Origin of the sequence: Psychrobacter sp. SC65A.3 (assembly GCF_025642195.1) — a bacterium.
Taxonomy (GTDB): domain Bacteria; phylum Pseudomonadota; class Gammaproteobacteria; order Pseudomonadales; family Moraxellaceae; genus Psychrobacter; species Psychrobacter cryohalolentis.
The window spans coordinates 983,144-1,005,447 of the sequence record NZ_CP106752.1 but is presented as its reverse complement, the minus strand read 5'-3'; the positions used below and the strand labels follow the sequence as shown (position 1 = coordinate 1,005,447).

Annotated in this window: 15 protein-coding genes; 9 read left to right on the top strand and 6 right to left on the bottom strand. The window is 42.0% G+C overall.

The window, feature by feature from the left end; genetic code table 11:
- Positions 1-50 precede the first annotated feature (50 nt).
- The 5 genes from OEG80_RS04365 to OEG80_RS12975 all read left to right on the top strand — a co-directional run bounded on the left by OEG80_RS04365 (position 51) and on the right by OEG80_RS12975 (position 7,399).
- Complete coding sequence (locus OEG80_RS04365) at positions 51-1,205, top strand: tetratricopeptide repeat protein (RefSeq protein ID WP_263241974.1); 1,155 nt, start codon at positions 51-53, stop codon at positions 1,203-1,205.
- A gap of 394 nt (positions 1,206-1,599) precedes the next feature.
- On the top strand, positions 1,600-4,209 hold the full coding sequence (locus OEG80_RS04360) for an esterase/lipase family protein (protein WP_263241972.1): 2,610 nt from the start codon (positions 1,600-1,602) through the stop codon (positions 4,207-4,209).
- Between the two features lie 517 nt (positions 4,210-4,726).
- The gene (locus tag OEG80_RS04355; RefSeq protein WP_227500775.1) at positions 4,727-6,205 is read left to right on the top strand and encodes a cytochrome ubiquinol oxidase subunit I; all 1,479 of its coding nucleotides are present in this window, start codon (positions 4,727-4,729) and stop codon (positions 6,203-6,205) included.
- Positions 6,205-7,221, top strand: a complete 1,017-nt coding sequence (gene cydB / locus OEG80_RS04350) for a cytochrome d ubiquinol oxidase subunit II (protein ID WP_263241970.1) — start codon at positions 6,205-6,207, stop codon at positions 7,219-7,221. Before OEG80_RS04355 ends, cydB begins: the two co-directional genes overlap by 1 nt.
- A gap of 61 nt (positions 7,222-7,282) precedes the next feature.
- Positions 7,283-7,399: a hypothetical protein gene (locus tag OEG80_RS12975; RefSeq protein WP_020443792.1), complete on the top strand. Its 117-nt coding sequence runs from the start codon at positions 7,283-7,285 to the stop codon at positions 7,397-7,399.
- A gap of 95 nt (positions 7,400-7,494) precedes the next feature.
- On the opposite strand, the gene murU is transcribed toward OEG80_RS12975, so the two are convergent.
- Both murU and OEG80_RS04340 read right to left on the bottom strand, forming a co-directional pair.
- Positions 7,495-8,223 carry an N-acetylmuramate alpha-1-phosphate uridylyltransferase MurU gene (gene murU / locus OEG80_RS04345; protein WP_263241969.1) on the bottom strand — a complete coding sequence of 243 codons (729 nt, stop codon included), beginning with the start codon at positions 8,221-8,223 and terminating at the stop codon, positions 7,495-7,497.
- Positions 8,224-8,307: 84 nt separating this feature from the next.
- Positions 8,308-9,447: an aminoglycoside phosphotransferase family protein gene (locus OEG80_RS04340; protein ID WP_442792454.1), complete on the bottom strand. Its 1,140-nt coding sequence runs from the start codon at positions 9,445-9,447 to the stop codon at positions 8,308-8,310.
- A 317-nt stretch (positions 9,448-9,764) separates the two neighbouring features.
- Between OEG80_RS04340 and OEG80_RS04335 the strand changes: the two genes are divergently transcribed.
- The gene (locus tag OEG80_RS04335) at positions 9,765-12,722 is read left to right on the top strand and encodes an LPS-assembly protein LptD (RefSeq protein WP_263241966.1); all 2,958 of its coding nucleotides are present in this window, start codon (positions 9,765-9,767) and stop codon (positions 12,720-12,722) included.
- Between the two features lie 177 nt (positions 12,723-12,899).
- Positions 12,900-14,297 carry a peptidylprolyl isomerase gene (locus OEG80_RS04330; RefSeq protein WP_020443797.1) on the top strand — a complete coding sequence of 466 codons (1,398 nt, stop codon included), beginning with the start codon at positions 12,900-12,902 and terminating at the stop codon, positions 14,295-14,297.
- A gap of 490 nt (positions 14,298-14,787) precedes the next feature.
- Here OEG80_RS04330 and OEG80_RS04325 read toward each other — a convergent pair whose 3' ends face one another.
- Positions 14,788-15,909: an endonuclease/exonuclease/phosphatase family protein gene (locus OEG80_RS04325; RefSeq protein ID WP_263241961.1), complete on the bottom strand. Its 1,122-nt coding sequence runs from the start codon at positions 15,907-15,909 to the stop codon at positions 14,788-14,790.
- 491 nt (positions 15,910-16,400) lie between these two features.
- Here OEG80_RS04325 and asd point away from each other — a divergent pair, with 491 nt between their 5' ends.
- Complete coding sequence (gene asd / locus OEG80_RS04320) at positions 16,401-17,534, top strand: aspartate-semialdehyde dehydrogenase (RefSeq protein ID WP_181210127.1); 1,134 nt, start codon at positions 16,401-16,403, stop codon at positions 17,532-17,534.
- 58 nt (positions 17,535-17,592) lie between these two features.
- Here asd and OEG80_RS04315 read toward each other — a convergent pair whose 3' ends face one another.
- Entirely contained in the window at positions 17,593-18,255 is a 663-nt protein-coding gene (locus OEG80_RS04315; RefSeq protein WP_181210128.1) for an SOUL family heme-binding protein, read from the bottom strand.
- A gap of 217 nt (positions 18,256-18,472) precedes the next feature.
- On the opposite strand from OEG80_RS04315, the gene tgt reads away from it, so the two are divergent.
- The gene (tgt, locus tag OEG80_RS04310; RefSeq protein ID WP_020443802.1) at positions 18,473-19,624 is read left to right on the top strand and encodes a tRNA guanosine(34) transglycosylase Tgt; all 1,152 of its coding nucleotides are present in this window, start codon (positions 18,473-18,475) and stop codon (positions 19,622-19,624) included.
- 132 nt (positions 19,625-19,756) lie between these two features.
- Here tgt and OEG80_RS04305 read toward each other — a convergent pair whose 3' ends face one another.
- Both OEG80_RS04305 and lpxA read right to left on the bottom strand, forming a co-directional pair.
- A complete protein-coding gene (locus tag OEG80_RS04305) occupies positions 19,757-21,109 on the bottom strand; it encodes a sodium-dependent transporter (RefSeq protein WP_181210129.1) in 1,353 nt (450 codons plus the stop codon).
- 307 nt (positions 21,110-21,416) lie between these two features.
- Positions 21,417-22,196 carry an acyl-ACP--UDP-N-acetylglucosamine O-acyltransferase gene (gene lpxA / locus OEG80_RS04300; RefSeq protein ID WP_181210130.1) on the bottom strand — a complete coding sequence of 260 codons (780 nt, stop codon included), beginning with the start codon at positions 22,194-22,196 and terminating at the stop codon, positions 21,417-21,419.
- Positions 22,197-22,304 lie beyond the last annotated feature (108 nt).

The window sequence follows — 22,304 nt, the reverse complement described above, 5'->3', positions numbered from 1 at the left end:
CAATAACGACCAAACAGACAAAACAACGATTAAATAAGGTAACTATCTTTATGAACGCCATCAGTCAACCGACCCACTCTCAAAAATCGCCTAAGTTTGCGACTTTAACCGCATTGGCCGCCGCTTGTGCCATGATGCTATCTGCGCCTGTGAATGCTGCCGAAGTTGATGCTTCAGCGACTGCAACTACTTCTGTACCGAGCGCTATTGACTCAAGCAAACGAGTGATTCGTCTTGCTAGACCTAATGCAGCTGTCAGTGCTACTCAGGCAGCAACCACTGTTCAACCAGAAGTGGCAACAAGTACTGCAGCACAAGTGAGTGCTCAAGCAAATATCAATACGAATCAACAAAGCAGTGCCCAAGTTACTAATACTCAAATAAACAATACACAGCCCACTCCCACTCGTGCGCCTCAAAATACTATCCAAAATCAAGCCATCCAAACCAATCAGAATACTGAGCTTACAGGGACGACACGGGTTTATGAGCGTGGACCGATGGTTGCAACGGGTATCGATTTACGTGGTGGTCAGCTGTCAAACATTCCAACGCCGCAAGTGCAACTTTCAGACATCAGCTTTGTACCTACTATTTTGATAGCGCAGCAAACCGGTCTTGGTACAGACAAATTGGATGTCAGTCTACTCGATGATTTTATTAAAGACACATCACCATATGCACGCCATTATCCACCAAACTTCCCTAACCGCACCCAGCGTCATTACGCTCGTGAAAAAATCAAAGTACTAACTGACTGGATTGAACCTTATGCCAAATCGCCTAAGGCTTCTTACGATGTGTTACTGCGTGCTGCTAAGCTCAATGGTATGGGACGTAACTTAGACTTAGGGTCAGAATATACGGTACGTGGTGGGCAATATATTGACCGTGCCATCAAAATCAAACCGGATAGCGGCGAAGCCAACTTTATATATGGCATGATGCTTTCAGAAGGCGGTGGTTTTAAAGAAGGTCAAAAGTATCTTGATCAAGCGGTTAGCTTAGGTTATACCGAAGCAGAGCAAAGCTTGGCACAATCGGATGTTTTGAGTGATCGCCGTGAAAAAGCGCTAGAGCGTTTGCGTCGTTTAGAGCAGAAAGTCCCAGACAATACGGTTATCCGTCAGCAAATCAAGCTAATCGAAGACGGTAAGTTTTATATTTGGGATATACCAGCATCAAATATAAAACCAAATATGTAAATCAAAACCTTATAAAGATGATGTATGACAAATACGTCATCAATATTAGATAAACATAGCTAAAAAATCAGCAATCTAGCGTCTTTTTTTATATTGAGAAATTAACGATATAGAACTAAGGCGCTTTTTTGTACCAAATATAAACGCGTATTATGAACGTCAAATGAAATGTCATCCCGCTCTTACATTCACTTTTATTTGAAGCGCTATCCTTCTTTATTATTCTATCTTTTCAGTAGTGCTATTTTCTCCAGCATCGTATCCAGTAAATTTAGCAAAATCTGAATATAAGGCGATAAATACGATAGTCGAAGCACCAAACTTCCGCTACACTCATCCTAATATAATTGCTATTTCATAATACATGCCTGTCCATTATTCACTGGAATTACCTATGATTTTCGCTAACCCTGTCAATAATGCGTCAAAAGCCACTCATAAAAATAAGATGCCTTTAGCTGTATTGGTACTGCTATCAGCTATGGCAATATTACCTGCCTGTAGCACGGTTTCTGTCAATAGACAGGCCTCTGCCAAGACGATTTCGGCGCAGCGTGGTAATATTGTCACTGATAACAAGCTCAGTAGTGATACCGCATCATTATTATTGTCAGCAGGGCTCAATGAGCAAGCCTGTATGCAGCAGTTTGAGCTTTGCTTAACACAGCTTGCTGATAGCATGCTTAATAGGCACTATCGCCCAGCACTGGCCGCCTTTTCAGAATTACACTATGCAAAAGCGCGCCAACTCGCTACCTCAAAGAGCTGTAGCAATGCGCTTGCCCGTCCGCCACTTGATCCCTATTATGCCAATGCACCTTTGGATGATGCTGAAGCTAAAGCGCAGCAGAGCAAAACCGAGATATGTTTAATCGACTATCAAGAGCGTCTCTTTGATGCCATCAAATCCAGCTATACCTACTTATTCTATGACAGTCTAGAGCATGATTTTGAAGGAGCAGATGAAAAAGTAAGTGGCGGACGGGCAAAAAATCGTATCCCAAGCGATATCGATATCCAAACTCAAGATATCTATAATGCCGCGAGCAACGATGTTATTACTCAGCTTTATCAATCAACAGGCGACATGAACCAATTGATGCGCAATGTAAAAGTAGAGCATCTTGCCACGACCGCTAATACCAGCAGGCGTGATAGTAGTGAAATTGCCGTCAATGCAGCCATTGCCAATAGTTCACCCGTCAAAGGACAGTCGACCGATCAAGTCAAAGTAATGAAGGTGCAAGTAGACAACTATCATTTAAACGTCTATTTGCCAAATGAAAATAACTATCTTAAAAATGCCAATGAGAAAAATTCTGCGCTAGCAGACTTAGTGTCTACTTATGAGCTGCGCTTGTCGGGGCTAAACTCTATTAGCAAGCGACCGGGTTTAGGTATCAGTTTGGTGGCGTCATTGGACGATCGCTATACCACCACTATTCGTCAATTATTACTCTCTTCGCTCTCAGGTCAAATCGGTCAAGAAGCGGCTAATAGTAGACTTGGCAACAATAGCACAAGCAACGCCGCAAAAATTGCTCAAGAAGAGGATGCCAGCTCACGCATCTATCCTACTGGGCATCTATTGATGACGGGGCTGATTAAACCTACGGGCACTAGTGTACTCGATACCCTGAGTAGCGAGCAGCTAAACATCCATTTATATAACCCTTACCGCAGCGAGAGCGCCTCTATCTTAGGCGATGACTATCCACTGGCCGCCAACTTCTCTGCCGGTTATGGACTCTGGTTAGCAGAAAATCAGCTCGATGGTGTCGGCTATCTAAACCTTATTACCCGTCAAAAAGAAGCCAGTTTACCCAAACTTTTTATGCTTGAGCCCTATGACCCTAATAAGCGCGTGATTATCATGCTGCATGGTCTGGCATCAAGTCCGGCAACGTGGGTCAATTTGACCAACGATATTTTTAATGATGATAAATTACGTAATAACTATCAGGTATGGCAAATCTTTTATCCGACCAATCTGCCTATTTTAGAAAATCGCTATCAAATCCAAAAATTAATCACTGCCACTTATCAGCAAACAGACCCTGCAGGGGAAAATCTTGCCAGTAAGAACAGCGTGATTATTAGCCATAGCATGGGTGGTATCATTGCTCGCATGATGTTATCTGATGATAATTTGGCGAATAATTTAGATGCGTTAGACGATAATAGTTTATTAGCAAACAGTAGCCAGCGTCAGGTTGACGCCATGCTCAAACAAGCACTTACCAATAAAGAGCTACGCAACCGTTTTGAATTAAATGCGCTACCGCAAGTTGATACGGCAGTCTTTTTATCTTCGCCATTCCAAGGTACTGACTATGCCGATCGCTGGTTTACCCGTGCGTTACGCCGCATTATTTATCTGCCGGTGGGCTTAGTAAAAACTGTTACGGACAATTTGGCAACCATTGCTATAAAAGGCGACTTGGCGAATAACCCTCTAGGGGCGTTATACCTGCAAAATGGTGCCAGTCAATTGAGTGACAAATCCTCCTTTATTCAATTAACCAAAGACATTAGCATCAACAAACGTGTTACTTATCATTCGATTATTGCCAATAACGATTCTGATATCACAAGAGGTCTGGCTGCAATGCAACCGGAAGGCGTCAAACTTGATTTGTCGCAAGCAGTCATAGAAGATGACGATAGCGTGATTGAGACTGTCGATACCAGTAGTACCAGCAATGTAGAAAACTCAGATAATTTAAACGTTTCAGCTGGCGTAGTTGATGGAGAGACTGTAAAAGATGCGACTGCTAAGACAGATACCTTGCCACCTGAAGCACTGGTCGCTGCTGTTATCGTCAATGAAGAAATTAGCCAAGCATTAACTGAGCGTCTGTCAGATGGTATCGTCCCCTATACCAGTGCGCATCTTGATGGTGCAGCGTCTGAGACTGTGATCAATGGCGGTCATAGTATCCAAGAAAATCCACAAACCATTCTGACCTTGCGACGTATATTGCATAAACAATTACAGCAATAGCTTAAATTAAATGACAGGTTGGTTATTTTCACAGTAGATTTTTTACAATAGATAGCAAAAAAATATTATTAAAAGGTATTGTTTTATATTACTGTTCTGTTTCTATTGATAACCTTACTTAAACAATAGCCATGACTTGAAAAGCACAATATTACATTGTTAATCATTTATGACCAATAGGTGCGTGATATGGCTGGATAGCAACTTGCGCGTAAGCAGACTCAGGCGCATAATGCTGAAATAGAAAATATTTTAATAATGCCATAAGAGACATATCTTATAGTTTATAAGGACATAAATTATTTACTTTAACTAAATAGTAGTGCTTAGATTATCATAGATAAGGTGTTGTCTAAATGACAACGATAGCCAGTTTACATTGACTATTGTTCGTAACACTTATTATCCTACTGACATCCGTATCGACGGACAGCTACGAACAATGATTTCAGCGTAACATGGAAGCAAGCGCTATTCAGCTAAAATATAAGGGTAACCGCTTATGTTCGCTACATTTATGATTGACCAGCTTGATGCGCTGATGCTTGCGCGTATCCAGTTCGCTTTTGTTATTTCATGGCACATTGTTTTTCCAGCTTTTTCAATCGGACTTGCCAGCTTCTTGACCGTTTTAGAGTTTCGCTGGTTAAAAACTGGTGAGCCTATCTATGCCGAAGTCTACAAACACTGGGTAAAAATATTTGCCGTGGTATTCGGCATGGGTGTGGTATCGGGCGTGGTGATGTCCTACCAATTCGGTACCAATTGGGCAGTGTTCTCTGATAAAGCAGGTAACGTGCTGGGTCCCTTGCTTGCTTATGAAGTATTGACCGCCTTTTTTTTAGAAGCCTCATTCTTAGGGATTATGCTATTTGGCTGGGGCCGCGTCAGTAAACGTATGCACCTTGCCTCAACGGCGATTGTCGCTATTGGTACGCTGATATCAGGGTTCTGGATTTTGGCTGCCAACAGCTTTATGCAGACGCCACAAGGCTTTATGGTAGGCGCAGACGGTCTACTGTATCCCACCAATTGGTTAGAAATCATTTTTAATCCCTCTTTTCCCTACCGTTATGCCCATATGATGACCGCAGCTTTCTTGACGACTGCCTTTGTTATCGGCGGCATCGGTGCATATTATCTACAGTCCAAAAAACATGTCGAACATCGCAAACACGGTCGTGTCATGCTCGGTATGGCGATGGTGATGGCGATTTTTGTTGCCCCAGCACAAGTACTTATCGGCGATATGCATGGGCTTAATACATTAGAGCATCAACCTGTCAAAGTCGCAGCGATGGAAGGGCTTTGGGAAAATGAGCGCGGTGCACCGCTGGTATTATTCGGCATTCCGGATCAAAAAGCAGAAAAAAATCACTATGAAGTTAAAATACCTTATGTGTCCGGTTTAATTTTAACTCACTCATTTGATAAAGAAGTGAAGGGCCTTAAAAACTGGGCACCAGAAGATCGACCATTCGTTCCCATTGTCTTTTGGGCTTTCCGTATTATGGTTGCCATTGGTATGCTGATGGTATTGGTGGGACTATTTAGTCTATATAAATACTTCAAAAAACAGCAGTTTAATTCTGACAGTATCTGGTTCCACCGCTTATGGATGATGATGACCCCGATGGGTTTTATCGCCCTACTTGCTGGGTGGTTCGTCACTGAAACCGGACGTCAGCCGTGGACAGTTTACGGCGTCATTCGAACGGCAGAAAGCATGTCTCCGGTTGCGGCACAACAAGTGGCAACGACGCTGATTGGCTTTATCGTGCTATATGTCTTCGTATTTGGCGCAGGCAGCTTTTATATTTTACGCTTGATTGCAAAGGGTCCACAGCCGTATGAAGACCCTGCTGATGATAACTTCTATGAGCACTCTATCACTGAAGGTCAAGGTCGCACGTTAAGCGGCGATAGCAATGCCAGTGAGAAAGTAGAAGATTTGGATCAGCCTGCCGATGACGTCGAAGATGGAGGATTACGCTAATGTTTAACTTTGGTGACGTATTAGATTTACCCCTCATCTGGGGCGGCTTAATTGCTTTAGCTGTCTTCGTTTATGTGTTACTTGATGGATTTGATTTGGGCTGCGGTATTTTATTCCCGTTTGCGGGTTCCGACAAAAATCGTAGCCGCATGATGAACTCTATCGCCCCTTTTTGGGATGGTAATGAGACATGGTTAGTATTGGGCGGTGGTGGTTTATTTGCCGCCTTCCCAGTCGCCTATGGCATTATTATGACAGGGCTTTATCTGCCGGTGACCTTTATGCTGTTCGGTTTGATTATGCGCGGCGTAGCATTTGAGTTCCGTTTTAAAGCAACCTCACATCGCTATGTATGGGATACTTTTTTCTTTATCGGCTCTGTGGTTGCTACCTTCTTCCAAGGGATTATGCTTGGCGCGTTGGTACAAGGATTAGAGGCAAGTAATCGTTTATATACCGGCGGCCCTTTTGATTGGCTCACGCCATTCTCTGTGGTCTGCGGTATCGCTCTGATTATCGGTTACGCGCTGCTTGGCTCGACGTGGTTGATTATTAAGACTGAGCATAAGCTGCAAGTTTGGGCGCGTAAAGTTTCTGGTTGGATGCTATCAGCATTGGTAGTCGCAATGATTGTCGTGACTGCCTTTATGTATTTCTCAGACATTGATGCGCTTGAAGGTTGGTTTAGTTTCCCAGGGTTATTGTACCTTGCACCGATGCCGATTATCGTCTTGGCGTTATTTTTCTTTATGCGTAAAGACTTGACCTCAGAGCGTGAATATCGTCCGTTCTTATTGACCGTCGTGCTATTTTTGATGGGTTATATCGGTGTTTGTTTTGCGATTTTCCCTTACATCGTGCCGTATCAAATGACCATTTATGAGGCAGCAGCAGCAGATACTTCATTATCATTTATGCTTATTGGTGCTGGCATTATGCTACCCATTATTTTGAGCTATACCGCGTTTGCCTACTATACGTTTAAAGGTAAAACGGATCACGAGCACATGTATTAATAGCTATTAAGCAGTATTCTATATTCTAAGTTTTCAGGAGAACACTGTTTAGGAGAATATCATGAAAAATCTTAGTAAAAAACAATCTCAGTGGGCATGGTTTATTGGTTTATACATCGCAGGTTTTCTGACGATTTTTACCATTGCCCAGCTGATTAAATTGGCAATGGGCGTATAAACATTTACCCCATTCGCTATTCATAAAAAACCGCAGCCCTAATCAATAATTAGGGCTGCGGTTTTTTATGGCCTATTACTACTAGATATTATAGATTAAGCACCGCAATGTTCGCTTACACCTTTATTTTCTATAAAGGTATTTACCTGCTCTAGGCGTTCAGGCGTACCAACATCTATCCAATTATCAGGCATGATCTCAGCCGTTACTTGGAATTTTATCATTGCTTGTCTAAGTAATGGTCCAAGGGCGGCAGATTGACCTGATACCAAGCCATCAACCAGTCGTGGCGACACAACACTGATGCCAGAAAAAGTATATTTATCGGCTTCACTAATGGCCTGCTCGCTTGCCAAACCATTATTAATAGCAAAGTCGCCACCCTCATTATGCTCAGGATTATCAATCAACAATAAATGGGCGCGCTGGTCTGCGCTTAGTTCATACGTGACCAACTGACTAAAATCAAACGTCGTCCATACGTCAGAGTTGACTAAGATAAATGGTTCATTTTTTAACTTTCCAGTTTGCAGCGCTTTAAAAATACCACCTGCTGTCTCTAATGGCTCATCTGCTTCAAGTGACCAATGCAACTGTACACCAAACTGCGTGCCATCGCCAAGCGTGCCCATCAACTTATCAGCCAGCCAAGAGGCATTAATCGTAATATCAGTAATACCAGCGGCTTGTAGCGCTTTAATATGCCAAATAATAAGTGGCTGCCCGCCTACTTCCACTAACGGCTTTGGTGTCTCTAAAGTTAATGGACGCAAGCGCGTACCCTTACCGGCTGCCAAAATCATGGCTTGCGTTATTACCGACATAGATAATCCTTATTCTTGGCGAAATTTATACGAGGCGACTGATGATCACTAGCTTTGAATACATTGGCATTAAATATATGAGCGTTAAATATATTGCTGCACAAATTTGGTTTGATAAGCAGGCAATACTGTATCCAGTATCCATTGATTAAATGGCAAAACGACTTGTTGCAGACGCGCACTGCCTTTTGTACTTAGCCATTCTAATTCAAAAAGAAAATCACGCATGACTTTAGGAATATCCGCTAAATAACGACTTTTACCATCGCGCTCATAAAGCCGGATAAAAATACCTAGCACTTTTAGGTGCCGCTGTACGCCCATGATATTGACCTGACTTTCAAGTTGCTCAGCACTGTCTGCTGTTGCCAGTCCTGCTTGTTTTTGCAATTGCCAAAAGTCATGAATCCACTGCGTTACTTGCGCTTCCGACCATTCGACATAGGCATCACGTAGCAATGATACCAAGTCATAGCTATGCGCGCCAATCACCGCATCTTGAAAGTCAATCACCCCTAATCGCGTGTTATCCGCCTGATCCTGCATCAAATTGCGGCTATGATAATCACGATGGACGATGACTTGCGGTTGTAATACAATCTCTTCTATCAAGGCTGATTTTAGGTTTTCCCATAATGACGTATCAAGTGTCACGCCAATATGCGGGATAAACCACTCGCTAAATAAGTCCATTTCACGGGTTAGCATTGCGGCATCATAATCAGGCAATTGATGTTGAGACTTTGCTGTCTCTACCGGTATCTGTTGCAACGCAACTAGTGCCTGCATCGCTGATTGATAGTAGTCATTTACTTGCGCAGGCGTAGCACCAACCAATAAATGAGCGAACTCTACCGCGCCAAAATCTTGCAAGACCAAAAAGCCTTTTGTCACATCTTGCGCGATCAGCGTCGGCACATTGATGGCTTGCGACATGAGCTTTGCCACATTAATAAACTGCTGCATCGCGTCTTGCTCATCAGCCGAATCCATGACAATATAACGCGCTATTTTTGTCGTATCATCTGTACCACCAGCTACTAGCTGAATACGGTGATAACGGCGAGCACTGGCATCACCAGGTAAGCTCTCAAGGGTAAAGGTTTGATTCTCGAACACTTGCTTTAACCAGCACTCTAATGACTCTTGGCGCGTATTAATGGCAGGTATCGCAAGTTCTAATATTCGTTCGTCGGTAATAGTTTTTTCGGTCATAAAAAGCATCGCAGGTTAAATATAAGTCGTAAATGACTAAATGAGTGATAAGTAGGACAAATACTTGCTAAAATAGTGAGCGCTTATTGCACAGTCGCTGTTGTCTTAAAAATAGCATGGCTATCTAATAAACTTTGATAATTTGATAAATAGTGTAGCTGATTTGGTTTTTTTTGACTATGATTAGTCGTCATTATATGTAAAACGTCGCAACTTTTAAGATTATATTATTTATTATTCGTTTATAAAGCCCTGTAGCTGTCTAAAACAGACTTGATGGACGATATATTGCAATCCAATAGGCTCTACAAATCATAGGTGTGCCCTTGTTATATTCTCCGCTTTACCAAAGCATCCGTTTGATTTTATTTGGCGCGCTAGGCTTATCGAGCTTGACCGTTAGCGCCGCTATCAATCAGACTGACTCGATGATGCCTGAGCCATTGGTGACTGATAGCTCAAACCAGTATGCTGATGACGTAGCAACTGATGCTGGTTTTAATAATGAAATCAATCAAGATATCAGCTATCAAAGCGACAGTCAGCAGTCAGCAGCCTATAAAAAAGCCAGTTTGAGTAGTGATGCTACTCTAGGTAATGACGCGGCTGTAAATAATAGCAATATTACTGAGATTAATGATCGTACCAAGACGAGCCAAGATAGCCGCGTTGCCCCAGTAAATACAAGCAACCCATCAAAGGCTGGTAATCGCCGAATTGATACCAATGATGAGAGTATTCAAGAAAGCCTTAAACGTTTAGCAGAGTTTTATGAGCTGACGCCAGAGACGAACGCTTCAACAGTAAACAGCAATCAAAATAGCCTAACACCTGTAACCACCAACATTCCGACTGTTGGTAGCAATCTGCGCTTGCTGCCAAACACTGTCGATAGTGCGGCGCGCTGTGAGGGACAATGGGTCTATCCTAAGAAAAATCCAAATTATCAACGGGCTATTAATGAAGCAGGCGCCAGTAATGGTCAACCAGCACCAAATTTAAACGGTCTGCCCAATAATCAAGCGCCACTATTTGCAGAGTCAGATTATGGCTACTATGATAATGTCGATTATGCCGAGCTATCAGGTAATGTCATCATTGACCAAGGTACTCAGCATATTGAGGCTGAAAAAATCGTATTGGACTTAAGCAACGGGGTGACAGCGGCGCAAGGTAAAGTGATGTTTACTGACCAAGCTACTGGCAATGTCTCTGTAACTGGGGCACAAGACCGCACTCAGCAAAATGGTAAAACTAGCCTTACTGATAAAGCAACACAAGGTGGTCTCATTGGTGTCGCTGACAATTTGAATTATAATACTGAAACAGGGCAATCTACTGCTACAAATGTTGCCTTTGCCAGTGTTGAGCTACAAGCACATGGTTATGCCAAGCGCTTAAACCGACCGAATGAGAGCCAATATGAATTGGATGAGGTCATGTATAGCACCTGCCCTCCGACCAATCGTAAGTGGCAATTTGATGCCAAAAGCATAGATTTAGACACTGAGACAGGACGCGGTGAAGCTTACAATACCACCTTCCGTATTGCTGATGTGCCCGTATTTTATCTGCCTTATTTTAACTTTCCGATAGACAGTCGACGCGGTAGTGGGTTTTTATTGCCTAATGCAAGCATTAGTAGCGAAAACGGACTTGAAATTGATGTGCCTTACTATTTCAACCTAGCCCCCAACTATGATGCCACGCTAAGCACGCATATTTATACCACTCGTAATCCTATGCTATCTGGAGAGTTTCGTTATTTAACAGAAAATTATGGCGAGGGTATCTTTAATGGTTCCTACTTGCCTAATGATAAAGAATACGATGGCGAAGACCGCCGCAGTTTGTTCTATGATCATTATTGGTCATCTACCAGCATCCCACGCCTAAGCGGTGAGGCCAAATACAGCTACGTATCTGATGCCGACTACCTTAATGATTTTGATACGCTAGGTTTATCAGACAATACCTTGAATCTGCCGCGCCGAGCGCAACTGAATTATTATAATGACTATGTCGACGGCGAGCTAAAAGTAGAAACCTTCCAAACACTTGATGCGTTGAATAACAGTGGGCAGATGTTGCAAGATAAAGACAAGCCTTACTCGCGCCTACCACAGCTCAAACTTGATTACCGTCTACCTTGGGCAAAGCATTTTGATATCACTGGCGTTAGTGACTCCGCTTATTTTAAAAAATCCATCGATGATGGTTCTGAGAATGAAAAAAGTGGCACACGTTTTTATAATAAACTCAGTGCCTCTTATCCTATGGAGAACTCATGGGGTTATATCAAGCCAAAGCTAATCTTACAACATTTGTTTACTACTTATGATGAAGACAGCTTAGTTGACAATTCACTGGGTAAAGATGATGGTAGCCAGTCAGTGTTTGTCCCGCAAGCCAGTATTGATGCAGGTTTACATTTTTATCAAGCTGGCTCACCGTTTGGCGCATTTGATGACACGTTAGGTGGCTATCGTTTGCTTAGCCCACGCCTGAAATATACTTACTCGCCTTATAAAGACCAAAACGATATTCCAAACTTTAATACTCGTATTGCCTCTATTAACTATGAGCAGTTATTCTCAGACAGCTGGTTTTTAGGGCATGATCGCTTACAAGATTTACATGCTTTTACCCCAGGTATTAACTATCGTTACATCGATGCAACGGGCGTGACACGTTTTGATGGTAGCATTGGTGAACAATTTTATCTTGATGATGGACGCGTTACGCTTGATAATACAAAACCTGTCTTTACCTCATCCTCTTCAGGGCTAGTTTGGGATACCAGCACACAGCCGTATAATAATGTCTGGGTCGATGTGAGTGGCGCGCTGACCAATAGCTACGATTTAAATTATATTACTACTGAGTTACGTTACCAGCCATCTGATAGAAGCTTATTTAATGTAGGCTTTATCAAACGTCAACGTGATGAAAATACCAACCAGTTACCACTGTCTGCATTGACAGCGTCAGCAGTTTTCCCAATCAATAATAACTGGCGTGTACTGGCTCAAGGTCAATACGACTATAATCGCAACCAAATGCTCGATTCATTGATTGGGATCGATTATGAAGATTGCTGTTTTGGCTTTGCGGTTTATGGTCGTCGTTATTATAATGACTTGAATATTGCTGAAAAACCCACACAAGCGATTATGGCAGAAGTGAGATTAAGTGGTCTTGGCAGTGGTAGTAGCCGTTTGACACGCTTACTTGCTGATAAAGTATTAGGTTTTGAACCTGTTCAAAATGCATGGAAAGACTAATAACATGATAAGAGACAAGCCTAATTTATAGCCTAGTATGTATGGTATAAACTGGTTTGCATTCTATTATAAACAACCCTAGCCAATACTTTAGTATTAACATTATTTGATGCTAAAGTAGTGGCGAGTGGATTTAACCGATTACCATCCGATGCAATGACATTGATGAGGAGCATCATGAGATTTTTTTCTTTACGCCAGACAAGCCAAGCAGTATTCCTATCGATGGGCTTAATGACTGCTCTTGGTATGAGCGTTAGTGCCCAAGCAGCAACGGTGAACTCTGCAAAAGCGCAAGCGACGACAACTCAAAAAAACAACGTGGCTCGTTTAACGCCTGCCAATAGTACAGATGGCATCATTGCATTGGTGAATGAAAATGCGATTTTAAAAAGTGATCTCATTGCTGCCATTGCTCAGACACAGGCACGTGCAAAAGCTGCGGGTGAACCTATTGCCAATTCAGCACAGTTACAGTCAGAAGTATTAAACGCCCTTATTTTGCGCGAACTACAGCTGTCCTTGATCAAACGTGTTGGTTTAAATCCCGATGAAGCGTCTATCAATAAGCGCTTAGAACAAATAGCAAAAGCAGAAGGTTTAAATAGCATCGCCGCTTTACAACAGCGTTTAGACTCAGCGCAATCGGGCAGCTACGCGACTTTGCGCGCGCAGTTGATTGAAGATGCCGCTATTCAAGCCTTACAACAGCGTCAAATCACTAATCGTGTGCGTATTAGCGAGCAGGATATTGATGCATTTTTGGCATCACCTGAAGCCAAACGCTTGAACCAAAGTGAGTATCAGACAGTCCATGTCCGTGTTCCATATATGGATGACTATAGTCGCCTATCAGAAGCACAGCGTAATGACGCCTTAAAAGTGGCGCAAAAGTTACGTACACGCCTTCTTGTGCCAAATGTCAATGTCGCTGAAGCGATTGCAGCCAGTCAAGGCAGCTACCCTATCCCATTACAAGGTGGTGATATGGGCTTTCATAAAGCCGCTGCCCTCCCAACTGAGCTATCGAGCGAGATTACCAAACTTGAGGTTGGCGCTGTGAGTGCGCCTTTAGTCACCCCTGAAGGTATCGATATTATTAAGCTTGCTAATAAAAAAGCCAGTGATACCATGCTTGTTCCTCAGTGGAATACTCGTCATATCTTGGTTAAAGTTGATGAGCTACAAACAGATGCTCTTGCTGAGCAAAAAATTAACGACCTATATAGTCAGCTACGTAATGGTGCTGCTTTTGATAGTCTAGCGTCAACGTATTCAGACGATCCTGGTTCAGCAGGGCGTGGTGGCGATTTAGATTGGGTTGGTGAAGATCAGATGATTGCTCCGTTTGAAGCAATGATGAAAAACACAGCTGTCGGTGACTATTCTGCCCCGTTTAAAACGCAATTTGGTTGGCACATACTGAAAGTTGAAGGTAAGCGTCAACAAGATGTCAGCGATGAGTATCGTCGTACTATGGCACGTCAAGCTCTATATCAACGCCTAGCACCACAAGCCAAAGAAGACTGGCTACAAGAGCTACGTGCTGGCGCTTATATCCAAGTGCTTGGTTAATGATCAAGTGAACTAAATAACCAGTCAAAGTATTTTATAAAAAAGGATATATGCCAGTGCGTATATCCTTTTTTTTATGCCTTTTGATTTGTGATTTACTTGAAAATAATAGCAGATACATAAATGCTCAAGCATAAAAACGACGAGTAAAAATATATAAATGAATAACGTAAGCACAAAGAAAAGCCCCGAACCTAGGGCGATTGGTTCGGGGCTATGGTTTTTCATATTATTATTGTTATCTCTTCCGTGTTGACTCATCCTAAGTCATAAACAGTAATCCATGAGACAGTGGGCTGTCCTGTCCTATTATTGATACTGTCTCAACACTACATCCTTGCGTATCCTTGTGTTGATGGATGTATTCTAAGACAATTGATGTGCAGCGACTAGAGGCTAAAGACCTTATTTAACGTAAGCATTTGCTTACGTCTGAATTGTTTAGCTAGTAGGCATCCTTTGCTTACTAGGATTCTTCTGAATCTCACTTCTATTCCGATTCTTCATGCTCTTTAGACACCTTGCAACCTTCTTTTTTGCCTGCTTCGATCTTATTTTCCGCCTCTTTAAAGTCGGCTGCTTGTGCTGTAGGAGCATTTCCTTTTTGATTACTCTCCTCTTCTGGCTCATATTGCAACGTTGTCATCATAGGAAAGTGGTCAGAGCCAATCGAAGGTAAACGTTCAATATCAATCACTGTGAAGCAAGCACTATGGAAAAGATGATCCAATGCCCAACGTAAAAACGGATAGTTAACATGAAAAGTATTGATAAAATGTCGTCCGATACGGGGATCTAGCAGCCCTGAAATACGTTGAAAACGACGTGTGGTCTGTGACCAAGCAACGTCATTAAGATCACCTGCCAATATGGCCGTTTGCTTATTGTCTTTAATATGCTTGCCAACCATCAATAGCTCAGCATCACGGGTCGTAGATTTATCAGCTTCTGTTGGACTGGGGGGCATAGGATGCAAGCAATAAAGCCAAATGACGCGCCCACCTTGCAACTGTATCTGAGTGTGAATAGAAGGTATATCATCAATGATCAAATATTTAATTTCAGGGTCTATCAGCTCAAGCTTAGAATAAAGATGCATACCATATAAATTATCTAAAGGCACTTTTACTGTATAAGGGTAATCAGACTCAACTTGATTAAGCGCTTTTTCCCATTTTTCATCACTTTCTAAAGTAATTAAGATATCAGGTTGTTTCTGTTGTACTAACTCAACCAATTTATAAGTATCATCATTGGTGGTCAACACATTTGAAACCATGATTTTTAACTGATATTCCTCAACATCCGGTTTATCTTTGGCATTTTGTACTTCTTTCTTCCATAGCAGAGTATAGGGCAATACCATTCTGAGCTGAAAGGCTAACGTAATACTCAAAGCCGCAAATAACAGCCATTGTTCTAGCTGCCACTGAGGTCCAAATATCACCATGCCAAGCCAAGCAATGATACCAAGTATCATGATTTGAATACGAGGGAAATCCACACCGCGTACCCACCAATTATCAAGTGGTAGCCATCCCCAAATAGTGATAAATGCGACGAGCCCTGCCAGTCCTTGCGCACCGTAATATAGAAAGGAGAAATCCATCATGTGTATCGACCATTTATCAAATCAACAGTTACACCGTTGATTATGTTAGTTATTATTATGGCTTAGCGTCTATAATAGCTAAACGATAAATTCTCTTAATAAAATGCATATAGAAATATTTAAATAAAAAACATAAAACGAAAAGTGCTTAAGGTAAGCATTATATATAAGGGCTTACTTTAGCATTCCAGACAACCTGCGCCTACTATTGAACACTAATTACCTAATAGATACTATAAAACATTACAAAGATCAGGCTTACGTCTGTGCTTGTTCCGTTATCAAAGTCTATATTTCACTTATGATGAATATCATTTCTAATTCATTAGCAGAGCTAGAAGAATGACCATAACTCAAAGTTATAACTATCATAGTTAATAGTGCTAGTAAAACCCGCGAAACCTATCAAAAAACCTTGCTTTTTGGAGCTATTCACGGCATTGTTATTGGTTGGCGATGCAACAATTTATTGTAAAAAAGGATTGAGTTTGATGAGTGATTTAACAGTAGGTTTGGTAGGCTGGCGCGGTATGGTCGGGTCAGTATTGTTACAACGTATGATGGAAGAAAAAGATTTTGACGGTATTACGCCAGTATTCTTTTCAACCAGTAATGCAGGCGGTGATGCGCCAAGTTTTGATGGTATTAAGACCAGCCAACTACAAGATGCTCATGATATTGACGCCCTTACCGCTTGTGATGTGATCATTACCTGCCAAGGTGGCGACTATACCTCAAAAGTACATCAACCACTGCGGGATAGTGGTTGGACTGGCTACTGGATTGATGCGGCAAGCACCTTACGCATGGAAGATGACAGCATCATCATTCTTGATCCGGTTAATCGAGTTGTTATCGATAATGCACTCGCTGAGGGTAAAAAAGACTTTATCGGTGGCAACTGTACTGTGTCACTGATGCTGATGGCAATTGGTGAGCTGTTTAATAAAGGTTGGGTCGAATGGGTCAGCGCCATGACTTATCAAGCCGCTAGTGGTTCAGGCGCTAACAACATGCGTGAGCTTATTGAAGGCATGGGTGTATTACGTGATGCTGTTAAAGATGAGCTTGCCAATCCTGCTAGCGCCATTCTTGAGATTGATAAAAAAATCGCTCAGACTCAACGCTCAGACGATTTTCCTAAACAATACTTTGGCGTGCCATTAGCCGGTAGCTTGATTCCTTATATCGACTCACAATTAGAGAACAAGCAGTCTCGTGAAGAGTGGAAAGGTGGTGTTGAAACCAATAAGATCCTTGGCAACTCTGAAGCAGATAAGATTGCTATCGATGGTATGTGTGTTCGCGTTGGGGCGATGCGCTGTCATGCACAAGGCTTAACGATTAAGCTCAAAAAAGACATTCCATTAGAAGAGATCGAAGCGGCACTGAAGAATAGCGGTAATGAATGGTTAGATGTGGTTGAAGACAATAAAGAAGCCACTATGAACCGTTTAACTCCTGTTGCAGTGACGGGCACTTTGACTGTCGCATTAGGTCGCCTGCGTAAGCTTAATATGGGTCCTGAGTATCTAGGTGCATTTACCGTTGGTGACCAACTGTTATGGGGCGCGGCTGAGCCATTACGCCGTATGCTCAATATCATTCGCGAGCAAAACAGCTAAACCCGATATTCCGAATTTAGATATAAAAAAGACAGCTCTTGCTGTCTTTTTTTATGAGTTATTTTTGCTGATAAGCGATCATTATTTCATTGCGGCGCATAAATGGCAGTGTCCATGGTGGATTGTAACGTGCCAATTCAGGTTCACCTGACATCCTTAATTTTTGCGCCTGCATCCAAGACTGCAATTCTGCCGTTTTCGCAGCCACCTTTTCACTGCCAGCAAGCCCTGAAAACTTAATAACACCATAATTCTTAGCGGGTACTTTCACAATTTCAATATTTGAATTATTTGGTTTTGGTAGCGTTTGCAGCGTGTATTGGCTTGGCATGGTAAATTGCACACGCCATTTTCCATCGTTTTGTTGCATACTCACTGGCGCTGTCATGGCTATTTTTTGCGACTCATCACTGCTATTTTTATTTTCAGATTGCATCGTCACAGGGGCAGTCATGCTGATTTTGCTACTCTCGCCACTTGGCGCAGTATTGTTACCAAATATATAATCTGCTAACACTTTAAACCCTGCACGACTGGCCATATTTTGATCACCAGAAACCCAAGTTTGCGCTACCAACTGCTCATTATAACGACGCAATTCAAAATTTTCAGTTTGCGACAAGACAGTATATTTCGGCTCTTCGGTAGCCATAGCTGCTCCTGATATCGATAATAAGCTACTTAACAATAAGCTGCTCTTTAAGTAATTTCTTTTGGTCATGACTTATCTCCATTGTCCAAAAGCATATAAGGTATTAATATTTGGGTTTTGGTCTGTTTTCTACTTTAACAATGACTTGATCACGATGTCTGTAGCTTTTAGTTATAGTCGACTAAAACACCCCATGAAATCTAAGCTAAATAAACATCAATAACCAAAAAAAGCCTAACAATGCTATAATTAGCGCCATTTTCATAGCTCATATAGCGGTTACCTTATGCAATTTGTCTTACATAAAACAGCCAGTGGTGTCACTCGCGCACGCCGTGGTACAGTCCACCTCAATCATGGCGATGTACAAACGCCAGCCTTTATGCCAGTAGGTACTTACGGTACCGTTAAAGGCATGCTACCACGTGATATCGAAGCAATTGGCGCAGATATCATCTTGGGCAATACTTTTCATTTATGGTTACGCCCTGGTACCGATATTATTGATAAATTCGGTGGCTTACATAAATTCATGCATTGGGATAAGCCTATTTTGACTGACTCTGGCGGATTTCAGGTATTCAGTCTTGGCGCGATGCGTAAGATCACTGAAGAAGGTGTGACTTTTAAATCACCTATCGATGGTGCTAAAGTCTTTTTATCACCAGAAAAATCGATGCAGATTCAATATAGCTTGAACTCAGATATCGTGATGCAGTTTGATGAGTGTACGCCCTATCCTGCTACTCACGATGAAGCTAAAAAGTCTTTAGAGTTGTCACTACGTTGGGGACAACGCTGCGTTGATGAGCATAAAAAGCTTGGCAGTACCAATGCGTTATTTGGCATTATTCAAGGCAGTATGTACGCTGATTTACGCAAGCAATCACTAGAAGGCTTGCTTGAAATTGGCTTTGATGGCTATGCCATTGGCGGTTTGTCTGTTGGCGAGCCAAAAGAAGAGATGATAGACGTCCTAGATTATATCGCAGATGACATGCCTGCCGATAAGCCGCGCTATCTGATGGGTGTCGGTAAGCCTGAAGACCTCGTTGAAGGAGTACGCCGCGGTGTCGATATGTTCGATTGTGTCATGCCAACCCGGAATGCGCGTAATGGTCATTATTTTGTCACAGGCGACGCCGACAATGCGGGCGTGGTACGTATACGCAACAGCCAATACCGCACCGATGAAGGTCCATTAGACCCTGAATGCGATTGCTATACTTGCCAGAATTTTAGTCGTGCTTATTTATCGCATTTGAATAAATGCAAAGAGATGCTTGGCGCGCAGTTAGCGACGATTCATAACTTGCGTTACTATCAACGTTTGATGCAAAATATCAGAGATGCCATCGAACAAGATAAATTTGATGAGTTCGTGAATGAATTTTATAGCAAACGCGGACAGACGGTGCCAGAGCTGAATTTGCGTTAATAGTAATGGTAATTTGACGTTAGCTATTCGGATATAAAATACAGAAAAGGCTTAAGATTAATCTTAAGCCTTTTTTGTTCACTAAATTTTAACAAGCTAACTATCAACAGGATACATATCAAGAATAGATGATTAGCCTACCAATGCAGCCACAAATACCACGATGACCGCGATTGGCGCTATAAATTTAGTAACGATTTGCCAAATCTGCCAAGTACCGTTTGATAAATTAAGCTCTTGCTGAATGCTACGTTGGTCCATTCTCCAAGCAAAGAAGATAATGCCTGCAAGACCGGTTAGCGGCAATAAGAACTTACTGGTAAGTTTGTCTAGTGCATCAAAGATGCCGTTGCCCATGATAGTAAAGTCGCTCCATAGGTTAAACGACAATAGCGCAGCGATACCCAATAGCCAAATCACAGTACTTGCAGTAATGGTAGACATCGTACGGTTCATCGATGTACGCTCTTCTAAGAACTCGACACTTGGCTCTAACAATGATATCGACGATGTCACAGCAGCAAAGGTAATCAATAAGAAGAACAAAGTACCAATAATCGTACCACCAGCCATACTACCAAAAGCAATCGGTAGACTGACAAAAATCAAACCAGGACCTGATGCAGGATCAAGACCATTGCTAAAGATGATTGGGAAAATGGCCAAACCAGCTGCTAAGGCAATAACTGTATCTAAAATAACAACCGTACGAGCTGTTTTTAGTAAGTTCACTTCACGACCTAAGTATGAACCATAAGCCACCATGATGCCCATACCAATAGATAGGGTAAAGAAAGCATGACCCAATGCCGCTAGCATTACATCAACGGTCAACTTGCTCAAATCAGGTGCAAACAAGTAATTAACCGCTTCACCAAAACCACCATTTATCACGTTATAACCAACGATGATAAATAAAATCACACCCAGTAATGGCATCATGATTTTAGCCGCGTTTTCAATACCGCGTGTCACACCAATACCGACGATAAGTGCGGTAATGATCATAAATACCGTATGCCAAATCGTTAGCGTACCTGCTGATGCTAGCATTCCATCAAAGGTTGCAGCGACAGAGTCACTGTTTTGACCGGCAAAACTGCCCGTGCCAACTTTAGTGATATAGTTCAGCGCCCAGCCACCGATGACACTATAAAAAGAGAGAATTAAAAAACCACCTAAGATACCGGTTGCGCCGACAATACCCCAGCTACTTGACTTACCTTCACTAACAGCAACATCTTTAAAGGTATTAATAGGATTCTTTTGACCACGGCGACCAATGAGCCACTCAGCGACCAATACTGGAAAACCAACCAAAGCAATACAGAACAAATAGGCAATAACAAAAGCTGAACCACCGCTCTCACCTACCATATAAGGGAATTTCCAAATATTTCCTAAGCCGACTGCCGAGCCTACTGCTGCCAGTACGAAGCCAAAACTTGAGCTCCACTGCGCATGATCTTGTTTATTACTAGCCATTTTTCCTTCCTCATACTTCAATTAATATTGCTTATAATCATCCTTGATTATTATAAATAGCTGTCCATAATATTTGACTATTTACTCTATGCATCAATGTGATGCATCCAGCAACATTAAGAAAGAATTGTTTACATTGTTGTAGAGGCTCAGTTTCTGCTAAGCAACTAAAAAAGTCAAGTAATCATAAATATAAAAAGCCATAACTAATAGTTATGGCTTTTTATATTTATGATTACTATTTATAACATTTAGTTTTGATGGTAAAAACTATTTAAAATGAGCTACCGATGTATTAAAACAGAATTTAGCGCACGACTCCGCGGCGACTTTTCTGTAGCGAATCAATTAAAAATTCGATTTTTGACTCTTTTGGCAACAGATCTTGTTTTAATACTTCAAGTGCTTGCCCTGTCGTTAAACCAGATCTGAATACCACACGATAAGCTTGACGCAGCACGTCGATGCTATCTTTAGACCAGCCTTTACGGCGCATACCTTCAATATTAAGACCATGTGCTTTAGCAGGATTACCTGAAACCATGGTAAACGCCGCTACATCTTTTAAGACTAACGTTGCACCACCAACCAAACTATAATCATCAATTGTACAAAACTGATGAATGCCTGAGTTACCACCGACAATAATATGATTGCCAATGGTAACGTGACCTGCGACGCCGACATTATTAGCCAATACATTATGGTCGCCAATTAAGCAATCATGAGCCACATGAGTGTTAACCATGAGCAAGTTATGGCTGCCAATTTTTGTCAATCCACCATCTTGCTCAGTACCACGGTGCAAGCTACAGGCTTCTCGAATGGTATTATGATCGCCAATCTCAAGCCAAGTACGCTCACCCGCATATTTGAGGTCTTGCGGGTCTTCGCCAATGCTCGAAAATTGATAAAACTGATTGTATTCACCGATACGAGTCAATCTAGTGACAACCACGTGGCGATGCAATACAGTATGTGCACCAATCGTAACCTCATCACCGACAATACAGTAAGGGCCAATGGTTGCGGTTTTATCAATCGTAGCAGACGGTGAGATGAGTGCTGTGGGATGGATCTGACTCATAATAGAGGCCTTTGTATCATCGAATGCAATTAAATTAGTAAAACAAATACAGACAGCTTAATGAAATTAACTAGCCTAAAGCTGCCTTTGTCAAGAAATAAGATGATG

Bases quoted from the DNA above. Each gene is read 5' to 3' on its own strand.
- OEG80_RS04365 (WP_263241974.1), top strand. From the start codon at position 51: ATGAACGCCATCAGTCAACCGACCCACTCTCAAAAATCGCCTAAGTTT.
- OEG80_RS04360 (WP_263241972.1), top strand. From the start codon at position 1,600: ATGATTTTCGCTAACCCTGTCAATAATGCGTCAAAAGCCACTCATAAA.
- OEG80_RS04355 (WP_227500775.1), top strand. From the start codon at position 4,727: ATGATTGACCAGCTTGATGCGCTGATGCTTGCGCGTATCCAGTTCGCT.
- cydB (WP_263241970.1), top strand. From the start codon at position 6,205: ATGTTTAACTTTGGTGACGTATTAGATTTACCCCTCATCTGGGGCGGC.
- OEG80_RS12975 (WP_020443792.1), top strand. From the start codon at position 7,283: ATGAAAAATCTTAGTAAAAAACAATCTCAGTGGGCATGGTTTATTGGT.
- murU (WP_263241969.1), bottom strand. From the start codon at position 8,223: ATGTCGGTAATAACGCAAGCCATGATTTTGGCAGCCGGTAAGGGTACG.
- OEG80_RS04340 (WP_442792454.1), bottom strand. From the start codon at position 9,447: ATGCTTTTTATGACCGAAAAAACTATTACCGACGAACGAATATTAGAA.
- OEG80_RS04330 (WP_020443797.1), top strand. From the start codon at position 12,900: ATGAGATTTTTTTCTTTACGCCAGACAAGCCAAGCAGTATTCCTATCG.
- OEG80_RS04325 (WP_263241961.1), bottom strand. From the start codon at position 15,909: ATGATGGATTTCTCCTTTCTATATTACGGTGCGCAAGGACTGGCAGGG.
- asd (WP_181210127.1), top strand. From the start codon at position 16,401: ATGAGTGATTTAACAGTAGGTTTGGTAGGCTGGCGCGGTATGGTCGGG.
- OEG80_RS04315 (WP_181210128.1), bottom strand. From the start codon at position 18,255: ATGACCAAAAGAAATTACTTAAAGAGCAGCTTATTGTTAAGTAGCTTA.
- tgt (WP_020443802.1), top strand. From the start codon at position 18,473: ATGCAATTTGTCTTACATAAAACAGCCAGTGGTGTCACTCGCGCACGC.
- OEG80_RS04305 (WP_181210129.1), bottom strand. From the start codon at position 21,109: ATGGCTAGTAATAAACAAGATCATGCGCAGTGGAGCTCAAGTTTTGGC.
- lpxA (WP_181210130.1), bottom strand. From the start codon at position 22,196: ATGAGTCAGATCCATCCCACAGCACTCATCTCACCGTCTGCTACGATT.